This is a genomic window from Sphingomonas sp. Leaf208 (assembly GCF_001421415.1).
Classification (GTDB): Bacteria; Pseudomonadota; Alphaproteobacteria; order Sphingomonadales; family Sphingomonadaceae; genus Sphingomonas.
In genome coordinates, this window is record NZ_LMKH01000039.1 from 67979 (window position 1) to 78364 (window position 10386).

The following is a 10386-nucleotide window of genomic DNA, read 5'->3' on the forward strand; positions in this document are numbered from 1 at the left end:
GGTCATTCGGCGGCCGCGGCGAGCGGTACGGGCAAGGCCTCGTCGGTGAGTGCCGCCAGGATCGCGCGGACCAGATCGACCACGCGCGCGAAGCCGGCGCCGGGCGCGTGGAGCTTGCGATCGAGATACAGCGTGCGGTCCAGTTCGAACTGGATCGCATGAACGTTCGCGGCCGGGCACGCATGGCGTTCGAGGATATGGCCCCCCGCATAGGGCGCGTTGATCGCTGTAGAGAAACCGCGCGCGACGCACTCGGCTTCGATTCGCGCGATGAAGCGTGGCTCGGCGGAATGCCCGAACCGGTCGCCGATCACGATCCGCGATCCACCCGGCCCGAGCGGTGGCATCGAATGCACGTCGAGCAACACCGCCACGCCGAATCGATCGTGCGCGGCCTTCAGCGCCGCCGTGAGCGCCGCATGGTAAGGACGGTGATCGTTGGCGATCCTCGCGGTGACGTCGGCATCGGTGAACCGCCGCGCCCAGAGATCGCCCGCCCCCGATGCGCGGCGTGGGACGAGCCCGAGCCCGCTGCGCAGCTTGGCGGATTGCTGGGCGAGCGGCAGCGACTGCGCACCCTCGTCGAGCAGCGGATCGCGCTCGTCCTCGCGCCGGTTGAGATCGATCCAGGCGCGCGCGCGGGTCTGGACGATCGTCGTCTGGTCGGTCCGTGCGGCACGCGCCACCGCATCGACGAGCCGGTCCTCGAGCGGCAGCAGCCCGGCAAGCGGCACGCGCAACGCCGTCTTGAGCGCGAGCGGGTAGTCCCGGCCTGCGTGCGGGACGGACACCACCACCGGGCTCACGGGCGGCATTGCGCCCAAGCGCTCGAAGGGAGAAGACTGCATCGCACCACGCTAGGGCCAGCACCGGGCATGGGCAATCGACCTGGATATGTTAACCATTTTCAGGGTAGGGCGACCGCGGAATGTGCGTGTGAAAACGGGACTTTAGATCGATGTTACGAATTCTGCTGGCCGAGGACGATCAGGTCATGCGCGAGTATCTGACTCGGGCGCTCGAACGCTCGGGCTATGCCGTGACCGCGGTCGACCGCGGGACGGCGGCGATTCCGTTGCTCGAAACCGAGACGTTCGACCTGCTGCTGACCGATATCGTCATGCCCGAGATGGACGGCATCGAGCTGGCGCAGAAGGCCGGCGAGATGTGCGCGGACCTGCGCGTGATGTTCATCACCGGCTTTGCGGCGGTCACGCTGAAGGCCGGGCGGGCGATGCCGCAGGCCCGCGTCCTGTCCAAGCCGTTCCACCTGCGCGACCTGGTCGCCGAGGTCGATCGGCTGTTCGAGATGGATAATGTGACGGGCATGCATTGAGGGCTTGCACGCCGCGAAGAGCGCGGCTAGTGGAGCCCTCCGGCGGGCGTGTAGCTCAGTGGTAGAGCACTGTGTTGACATCGCAGGGGTCGCAAGTTCAATCCTTGCCACGCCCACCATTGTTTCTGGCGGAGTTCAGCCATTTTTGGCTACTCCGCCCGAAATAAGTTTCAGACTTGACCCAGTCTGTCCGGTGTCCTTCCGGTGGAAGGCACCCGGAACAAAGCATTCGATTTCGTCGATGATGCCCTCCAAGGCGGTTATAGCATTCGATAGATGCTCGGGGCGGAAAGCCGCGTAGAGGTCCGTTACAGCGTCTAGCTTGCGGTGACCCATCATAAGCTCGATCTCTTCCGCCGGCACTCGGCGATCGCGCAACAGCTGCGCGACGGAACGACGAATCAGCTTCATACCGCTTTCGCCATCCCCCGGCAGACTGAGTTCGATCGCCATGCCACGCCATGCAGATCGCACGGTCGACACTGGCACGAACTTCCCGGCTACGTTGTCCAGGTGCTCAGCAAACTGCCAAGGCACGCGCACCGTTGCCCGATACTTTTTGGTCTGCCGCCGCCCCCTAGGGTTGAGGTCGAGCACGCGACGCTGACTGTTCCACTGTCCGCGGTCTGCGGCCGTCGATATCTCGTGCGCGGCATCGGGCCGGGCCAAGGTCGAGACAGATGCGATAAGGAAGCGATGCAGCCCGGCGCCGTCGCTCTGCCGCCTACGGCTGAGCGCGTACCGGAACATAGCTGCGAGCTCGGGCACCGTAGCGCGATGCTGCGGGGTCGCAGAAAGCTCCTTAAGGGGGATAGGCCGAAAGCCCGCCGGCCTGGAAGCGTCGCCGCGCCGATGTGCTGCGTTGATGACCGCGGCCAGCTGAATGACACTGTTTTCAACCGTCGATGCCGATCTAGGGCGATGATTGCCTCCGGTGCTCACGATGGGCTGAGCCGTCAGCCACGTTCGAAAGCGCTGTACCCATTCATCGTTGACCTGCTCACACGCGACCGCCGCGCTGGGCAGCGTCGCAATGTACCGGACTACGTGCGCCAGTCTCGCCGCGATCGCCTCGGATGAGGCGCGAAGCTGGCCGTGCAGGATCTGATAGTTTGAGATGGCGTCGGTCACGAGGAAGCCGGACGCCACGGCGCGCTGCTGCCCGCAAGTAGGGCAGATCGACGCACCGCGGTCGCGTTCAAGATAGTGGGCATCTAGGCGGTGCCTTGCCTGCTCAACGTCCGCTGTGCGCGTAGAAGTGCTTCGTTCGCGTCCCCGCTCGGGATCGTACCAGAAGATGGCAAGGAACGGGGAGCGAAGGGAGCCGTCGAGCTTTCGATCCCAGCCGAGCCAGAATTGCCCCCGTCGATAGGGTTCCTTCGGCTCACGCGGCATCGAGCCTGCTCCCTAAGTGCTTGTTCGGCTGCTTGATGCAGTACGGCGTAGCCGCCAATCGAGGCGAGCAAATCTAGGTCGGAATCGGAAAGGCGCAAACCCCGACCGGCTTGCAACGCTCGCGACCACCGTCGATCGAGATCGACAAGCCCCTTCATGACGCCGTTACACTGAGCGTGTCATTTACCAGATTGGCGTTCCCGAGGGGCGTCATTCCGGCAAGTCCGCCAGCGGCGATAGATCTAGAAGGATGCAAGCCGCAGACGGGAGCCTTGAACCGTCCAGGGTAGCGTGTCGTTCTACCTTCCACAGCCCGTTATGAATATCCCAATAGGCTACGAGATAACCTTCGGCGTCAAATAGCTGAACACAAAGCCAGAGGTTGTCGAGATCCTCGACCGAGAAAACTGCGGCAGCCTTCTTTACTGTCTCCTCGAATCCATCCTGCTCGTACATCTCCAGCAAATCAGTCAGTTCATCGCTGGGCCGGTTTGCTGCTAATCGCCGGATCGATGCAAAATTATCTTGGAAGTGGCCGGGCGCCTCGATCTCTTCGATTATCGAAGATAGCAATCGAGGGTGTGCGTCTGCTTTTGCGAATGTCTGTATGGCAGTTTGTAATGCGTCAGCGATTGCCCTCAATGCGTCGCCGTTCAGGCCGACCCCTCGGCCGTCCGCTAAAACCCTGGCGATCCGAACTTGGTACGGATCGAACCGCAGCGACTTTCCACGACCCACCCCGGCATCGATTGGCCGAATCAAGCCTTGACGAAGCCAAACAGTAAGCACGTCGTTCTCGACCTTGGCGAGTTGTACGATGTCACTGCGGGAATGATGATCGTTGGTCATGATCATCGAGTATGACCAACGATCATCATTGTCAACACGAACTGCTCTCGCGGCCATGCTTACGCTGGCAAACCACTGTGTGGATCTGACATAGCTCGAGCAATGCAAAGCCGTGCCAATTCTAGGCGCTGCTCATTTATCGCTGACCATCGTAACTGATGGCGTCGGCGATTTACGCCCCGGATCAGGCGCTGCGCGAAATAGAGCAGCTGGGTTGGTTCGACCGCCGCCGCGATCATCGGCAGAGTCTCGATAGGCGGGGCAATGATTACGCCGGACTCGTCGATTGCGAGCGAGGCGGGGAAGTGAAGGCCCTTGCCCTCAATGCTGCGAGTCGAGGTCATGCCTTTGCCCGCCGATCGAGTGCAGACACGTCCGCGACAAGGCTATCGATCACTGCCGGATGTACACCGGCCCACGAGAGCGTCAGTCGAAGCTTTTTGGCGAGCGTCGCATGGTCGGGGGCAATTGCCATCGCCAGCACCACTTGGGCGCGCTCGAGCGCTTCACCAGCAGCGATCTCATCGTGAATGGTAGAACTGGAGGGCAGGGCGTCCCGAGCATCCCCAGCTATCGCGCAGTGTGCCAGCGCGAGATTGAAACGGGCGCGATCGGTATTGGCCGGCGACGCGGCCGGCTTTAAGGCGTGAACAGCCATGATCGATCTCCATAGGATCGGTTGCGGTTAGAGCCGGACGGTCGTTGGTAGCTTCCGTTCGGCTCGTTTCTGCGTTAACGCAGTTGTTATGGATGGTCAACAAACTTCGTTAACACGGAAACGTGGTCCAAAGCCGACAGGACAGGGTCACGTTGTCGGAGTGCGATTGCACCCTGAACAGTTGGCTCAGCTGGACGCGTGGATAGCGACCCAACCCGTGTCGCCGAGCCGACCCGAGGCCGTGCGACTGATTTTGCGGGAGAAGTTCAAGTGACTGATGAAGCTCCCTATTTTCATAGCTGCGCCAAGTGCGGTGGCTCGGGGCAGTATGCCCCGCCGGCAATAAGCCGGGGCGGCGGTGGTTGGTCGCAACAGTTCCCTGGTTCGTGTCCAGATTGTGCGGGGGTCGGAGCCATCCCTAGTCCGGAAGGCCGCGACGTTTTAAAACTAGTCCAACGGTTTTCCCGCAACGGGCGCATTGAGATACCTGAATAGGTTACATGGCGGCCGGGCCCGCGTAGAACGTAATACACTGCCACCACCGACCATATCCCGCCCTCTGCCCTCTGTCCCTCTTGCCCAAAAGGGGCTGCCTGATGCCGCCGACATCCTTGCACTGTGCAAGCCTCACGGCGTCCGCCGGTTAGTAACATGCCACCATCAAGCATATCCCGCCCTAGCCCCAAGCCCACCTCGGCGCGATGAGGCCGATCAACCGCGGAGTGGGGACAACGGAAAGCGAGCGCTATCTGGCGACCCTCGCGGATCGAACGTTTCTAGACCTGTGGTCATATCCGAACACCTTCAACGATCGAAAGGAGCATGGAAAAGGCAACGGCAAGGAGCTAACTGATCTACTCGTCGTTTGTGGCGATGACGTCGTTATCTTCAGCGATAAGTCTATCACATGGCCGGGCGGCGATGACGTCGGGCTATCTTGGTCGCGCTGGTACCGCCGCGCCGTTGAGGCTTCCGTAAAGCAGATACGGGGCGCCGAGCGGTGGATACGCAGATACCCGGATCGCATCTTTGTTGATGCGGCGTGCGAAACCCCCCTGCCGGTAGAACTTCCTGCGCCCGATAGAATGCGCATCCATGGTATCGCGGTCGCCCTTGGCGCTCAAGCTGCTTGCTCGCGCCACTTCAACGATCCGGATGGATCGTTGATGGTGAATAGCCATCTCAAGGGGCCATCCCACGTTGACCCGACGTTTCCTGGCTACACACCGTTTGCCTTCGGCGATGTCGACCCGGATGGCCCGTTCGTCCACGTTTTTGACGAGACAGCGCTCAACCTCGTGCTGCGAGAGATGGACACGATAACCGATTTCGTTCGGTATCTTGGCGCGCGGCAAGCCGCCATCCGGCAGCAGGTCATCGGGCATGCGGTCAGTGAAGCCGAGATCCTTGCCGTGTATCTAACAACTGATATCGGCGATGGTGAGCACGGCTTCCCGCGGCCAGAACAACTCGAGCCGTTTGGCGGCCAGATCAACCTGGCCGGCGGTATGTACCGCGACTTTAAGGCTTCGCCGGCCGCGAGACGAAAGGCTGAGGCGGACCGCGTAAGCTACGCATGGGATAAGCTCATCCGAGTCTTCACGGTGAATGTGTTGGCCGGAACCTCGGTGGCTGTCGCCGGCATAGAGCCGGACGCTCGTCTGTCGGAGCGAAGCCTGCGAGTTATGGCGCTCGAAACGAGGACAAGCCGCCGAGCGCTAGGCGAGGCGTTTGTCGGCGCCTTAGCGAACGCCGAACAACGCGGGCTCGACCGTTTTGCTCGCGTCGTCGTTCCGGGTGAAGGTGCCGCCGATCCAGAGTGCGGACACGTTTTCCTGGTGGTCGCTTTCCGCGAACCATGGATGGTCGCGGAGGGATACGATCGCTACCGGCAGTTCCGGTCCGGTCTTCTGAAAGCTTATTGCGAAGTTGCGCTTTACGACAACCGACACCTCAAGAGAATGTTGGGCGTCGCAGTAGATGCTTCAGAGCAGGTGACGGGCCGCAAGGGTGGGTCGGAGGACTTGCTCTTACTGGAAATCGACAAATGGACCCCCGAGCACGAAAGTGACGTGGAGCGTTTGCGTAAACAAGGCGGCATCCTGGTACCAGCGCGCCTCCGCAGAGGTGGGATCAGCGTTAGCGAGTTTCCTCCCGCACCTTCGAGGCAGAGTTATAAAGGCAACCGGTCCCAGCGCAGAGCATCCGCTGCAAGAGGACGCAAAGGGCCTCGATGATAGCACGCTGACGGCAAACCCGCGGCTGTCCCCTCATGCTGGCGACAGCGTTCGAATAGCGGCCGGAGGGGCGCATAGCCTTGCACAGTGCAAGCCTCACGGCGTCGGCCGGTTAGTAACCTGCTACCACCGAACATATCCTGCCCTAGCCCCAGATCCTTGATCTGCACGGCTATCGATCGGGCATGAGGGAGGATGAGGCTTGCACTGTGCAAGGCCGCCAGTGCCGGTGTTAAACACTGCTACCACTCAACATATCCTGCCCTCGTCCCCGATTTGGGTGTTTGGGCTGCCATGGCACTGTGTGACAGGATTAGCGCACGGGAACCCGACAGTTCCGGAACAAGGCGTGGCTTTGGGTCCAATGCCTCCCGAGTGACTTGCTTTCGCGTCTCGACTCGTCGGTTGGGAAGCGGCACACGCATCGTCGACAACCGTAAGGGCGAGTAGATGGCGAAACAGTCGATTTTGGCTTTAGGAATTTCTCTCCCGTCCTGCGAAGGCTTCGAGCCAATCGACTTTACGGATAAACGATCGCTGTTAGACGCGGACATAGTTGTCGCAGAGCCTAATTGGTCTGGGTTCTCGAATAGCTACAGTGACGCGTATCAAGGCCGGCAAACTCTCGACGAGGAGTCGTCAGGGACCTACCGCGAGATGCGGCCGCACTGGGCTCGACAGTACAAGGAAGCATTGGATGCGGGAAAGGCGCTGATCTTCTTTCTATCGGACCACAATGAGAGAAATTACTACACTGGAACATATGAGGCGTCCGGTACTGGGCGGAACGCTAGAAAAACGGTGCATGTAAATCGCTGCTCAAATTACGACTTTATTCCCATAGCCACGTCGAGGCTAGGGTTTGGAAGCGGCAAAAATATGAAGCTGACGCAGGACGGTAAAATACTACACGAGTTCTGGTCTAAGCATGGCGAGCATATGACTTACCACGCGTACATGTCAGGAATGGAAGGTGATGTTCTAGTTTCAACGGCAGCAGGTAACAGAACTCTTGGGCTGCTGCACCGTCATCCGACGTCCGGTGGATATATGCTGTTTTTACCAGAGTTGGATTGGTCTTACCTAGGAAAGGAAGTTGCCGATGATGGGGAGCACTGGGCTACCAGCTACACGCAGTTCGTCCGGGCGTTTCGCAAAGATCTTATAGATCTCGACCGTGCGATCAATTCAACCGGAGGGCGTGAGGCTGCGCCAGAATGGGTACAAGCCACCGAATTTTCGCTCTTAAGTGAAGCGCCTCTCTTGCAGGAGCTCGATGCAGTCGCGGCCGAAGCGGAAAAGCTCTCGTTGAGGCGGCAGGCGGCCGTTGCTGCACTCGATGACGAATCCGCTTGGAAAACGCTATTGTTTGGTTCTGGTAAAGAGCTAGAGAAAGCGGTGCGAGGGGCATTGATTTTACTTGGATATGAGGTTTCTACTGTCGATGACGGCACAAGTGAATTTGATGTAGTTTTTGAGGCGGACGGCAAGCGCTTTATCGGCGAGGTTGAGGGAAAGGATACGAAGCCTGTCTCAATCGATAAAGCCTCCCAGCTCCATCGGAATCTGGCGGAGGACTTTTCGCGGGAAGATATCGACGCGATGGCCGTCGGGGTACTATTTGGCAACGGTGAACGCTTAATTCGACCGAACGAGAGGTCGGATACGTTCACGTTAAAAGTTCGGACGTTCGCCGCGACTAGCAATCTAACCCTGCTTGATACCGTCGAACTATTTAAGGCAGTTCAAATACTCAAAGCTGGGGCGGGTGATGCATATGCAGCCTCTTGCCGGACCGCCATCGCGGAAGCTGGCGGAAGCGAGGTTAAGCTCCCGACATCATAGCTTCCGTCAGGCCGGCCTAGCACTGCGATGCCGGTCTGTGGTTTGCTTAACGCGGCGCTGCCAGAAGCCGGGCCTGGTTCGTGATGCCAGGGCAGCCATGCTGGGCGCTTACTCATCGGGCTCGATCATGGCACCCAAATGCATCGCGTATATATCAACCACTTCGACGTCACTCAGATCAATTAGAGCATTGTTCACGGCTTGGTCGATACGCTGGCGAAGTGCCGCGTCGCCTTTCGCTACGACTGCACCAACCCGCGAAAGGTACGCCTTGGTAAGCTCGATCAGGCCGGTAATGGTGTTCGTTATCTCCACCAGGTCGACGAGCTCGCCGCGCTCCCTCGCATTCTTCCTCTCCTGAGCTTCCGCTTGCGCCGCCGCCAGGCGAGCGCGCTCCGTCGCGAGGTCGAGGGCCGCGCCTGACTGGCTGGCCCGTCCCGCCGCCTGCTCGCGAAGGTGGGAACAGTACGCCAGCCGGGCGGCGTCCAGGTCATAGCTGCCACGCGCGGCCGGCGTGATGACGCCATCCCGCACGAGGCCAGCTACCGCGGGCTGGGTGATGCCGAGATGATCGGCAATATCTCGTTGCGTTGCCATCTCAATCTCTCCGCTCGAGCATCGCCGTGGCAAGGTCGGGGTCGCCTAGATCTGATAGCTGCTGGTGAACATGTTCGTTCAAGGGTAAGCGTGGCCGGCAGACCGCAGATTATGCGGCTTGCGCCACTGGCTCTACGGTTTGTGCAGCCCAGTTCCAGGGCATGAGTTCGTCCCATCGCGCGGCCGGCCAATCCGCTGCGATCTTCCCAGTGACGTCGGCGATGTAGGCCTGCGGGTCGACGCCGTTGGCCTTGCAGGTCTGGATGACGGTGTAGATTGCCGCGGCGCGCTCGCCGCCCGTTTTCGAACCAGCGAACAGCCAGTTTCGCCGTCCGACGGCAACGCCGCGCAACGCGCGTTCGGCGATGTTGTTGTCGATCTCCAGGCGCCCGTCATCGAGGAAGCGACCCAGTGCGAGCCATCGCTTCGTGCCATAGGCGATAGCCTTGGCCATGTCGGACTTTGGCGACAGGCGGCGCAGTGCTGCGTCCAGTGCCTCGCGCAGCGCATCGACCAGCGGCTTCGTCCGGTTCTGCCGCGCCGCCAGCCGCACGTCAGGCGGCCTGCCGCGGACCTCGGCCTCTATGCTGTACAAGGCACCGATGCGTTCAAGAATGTCGGTGGTCAGCGGCGTAGCAACCCGCTCGTGCAGGTCGAACACCTTGCGCCTGAAATGGGCCCAGCACGCGACTTCTGTGACGCCGCTTCGATAGAGCCCGTCGTAACCGGCATAGGCGTCGGCCTGGAGGAAGCCTCGAAATCCGGCGAGATGGGCTTGCGGATGTGCACCGGTACGGTCGGTCGTGAAGCGATACCATGTCGCAGGCGGGGYCGTGTTGCCSGAGGCGCGGTCATCGACTGCATAGACCCATAGYCGCCCGGTCGCGGTGCGTCCGCGGCCTGGGTCGAGCACCGGGACTGGCGTGTCGTCCGCGTGGATYTTGTCGCCTTTCAGCACTTCCTCGCGGATGCGACTGACGATGGGGTCRAGCAGCGCGGCTGCMTGACCGACCCAGCCCGCCAGCGTCGAGCGGTCGATGTCCACCTTGGGCSGCCATCATCTCGGACTGCCGATAAAGCGGCAGGTGATGTTCGAACTTCGAGACGACGACATGGGCCAGCGTTGCGAATGTCGCCTTTCCGCGTGCGACTGCCTTCACCGGGGCAGCTGCCTGGACGATCTTCTCACACGTCCGGCAGCTGTATTTCGGTCGGACGTTCCGCACCACGCGCCAGTGTACCGGCAGGACATCGAGCATCTCATCGGCGTCCTGCCCGAGACGGCGTAGCGCACCGCCACAGTCCGGGCATGTGCAGGCGCCGGAGGCGGGTTCGTGGACGGCCTCCGCGCGTGGCAGGTGGTCGGGCAGTATGCATTCGGTGAGCGCCCTCTAGTTTGGCGCGACTGATGCTACGCGGCTTGCGCGATGGCTTCGGGGCGCTGTTGTCGAGCTTTCCATTCCCACGGC

Annotated in this window: 9 protein-coding genes, 1 tRNA gene and 1 pseudogene; 4 read left to right on the forward strand and 7 right to left on the reverse strand. The window is 60.9% G+C overall.

Translation table 11 applies throughout. The features are described from left to right. Nucleotides 1–2: 2 nt before the first annotated feature. Entirely contained in the window at nucleotides 3–848 is an 846-nt protein-coding gene (locus ASE69_RS20880) for an N-formylglutamate amidohydrolase (protein WP_056491135.1), read from the reverse strand. Nucleotides 849–958: 110 nt separating this feature from the next. Between ASE69_RS20880 and cpdR the strand changes: the two genes are divergently transcribed. Further along, nucleotides 959–1336 (forward strand): cell cycle two-component system response regulator CpdR, encoded by a 378-nt coding sequence (gene cpdR, locus ASE69_RS20885; RefSeq protein WP_056065257.1) that lies wholly within the window; start codon nucleotides 959–961, stop codon nucleotides 1334–1336. Between the two features lie 44 nt (nucleotides 1337–1380). After that, nucleotides 1381–1455, forward strand: a tRNA-Val gene (locus tag ASE69_RS20890). A 16-nt stretch (nucleotides 1456–1471) separates the two neighbouring features. On the opposite strand, the gene ASE69_RS22700 is transcribed toward ASE69_RS20890, so the two are convergent. The 3 genes from ASE69_RS22700 to ASE69_RS20910 form a co-directional block, all read right to left on the reverse strand. After that, the gene (locus ASE69_RS22700; RefSeq protein ID WP_056491138.1) at nucleotides 1472–2731 is read right to left on the reverse strand and encodes a hypothetical protein; all 1260 of its coding nucleotides are present in this window, start codon (nucleotides 2729–2731) and stop codon (nucleotides 1472–1474) included. Nucleotides 2732–2941: 210 nt separating this feature from the next. Beyond that, nucleotides 2942–3580 carry a hypothetical protein gene (locus ASE69_RS20900; RefSeq protein WP_162236906.1) on the reverse strand — a complete coding sequence of 213 codons (639 nt, stop codon included), beginning with the start codon at nucleotides 3578–3580 and terminating at the stop codon, nucleotides 2942–2944. A 340-nt stretch (nucleotides 3581–3920) separates the two neighbouring features. Further along, nucleotides 3921–4238, reverse strand: coding sequence for a hypothetical protein (locus ASE69_RS20910; RefSeq protein WP_056491145.1), 318 nt, complete (start codon nucleotides 4236–4238; stop codon nucleotides 3921–3923). 701 nt (nucleotides 4239–4939) lie between these two features. On the opposite strand from ASE69_RS20910, the gene ASE69_RS20915 reads away from it, so the two are divergent. Next, nucleotides 4940–6475, forward strand: a complete 1536-nt coding sequence (locus ASE69_RS20915) for a hypothetical protein (RefSeq protein ID WP_056491147.1) — start codon at nucleotides 4940–4942, stop codon at nucleotides 6473–6475. 450 nt (nucleotides 6476–6925) lie between these two features. Beyond that, entirely contained in the window at nucleotides 6926–8320 is a 1395-nt protein-coding gene (locus tag ASE69_RS20920) for a hypothetical protein (protein ID WP_056491150.1), read from the forward strand. A gap of 108 nt (nucleotides 8321–8428) precedes the next feature. Here the strand turns inward: ASE69_RS20920 and ASE69_RS20925 are convergent, their stop codons facing one another. The 3 genes and pseudogenes from ASE69_RS20925 to tnpC form a co-directional block, all read right to left on the reverse strand. Then, nucleotides 8429–8917 (reverse strand): hypothetical protein, encoded by a 489-nt coding sequence (locus ASE69_RS20925; RefSeq protein ID WP_056491153.1) that lies wholly within the window; start codon nucleotides 8915–8917, stop codon nucleotides 8429–8431. 109 nt (nucleotides 8918–9026) lie between these two features. Continuing rightward, nucleotides 9027–9194: a transposase domain-containing protein gene (locus ASE69_RS23530; protein WP_414883565.1), complete on the reverse strand. Its 168-nt coding sequence runs from the start codon at nucleotides 9192–9194 to the stop codon at nucleotides 9027–9029. Then, nucleotides 9186–10176: pseudogene (gene tnpC, locus ASE69_RS20930) on the reverse strand (IS66 family transposase); the annotation flags it as partial. The pseudogene tnpC and the gene ASE69_RS23530, both read right to left, overlap by 9 nt. Between the last annotated feature and the right edge of the window lie 210 nt (nucleotides 10177–10386).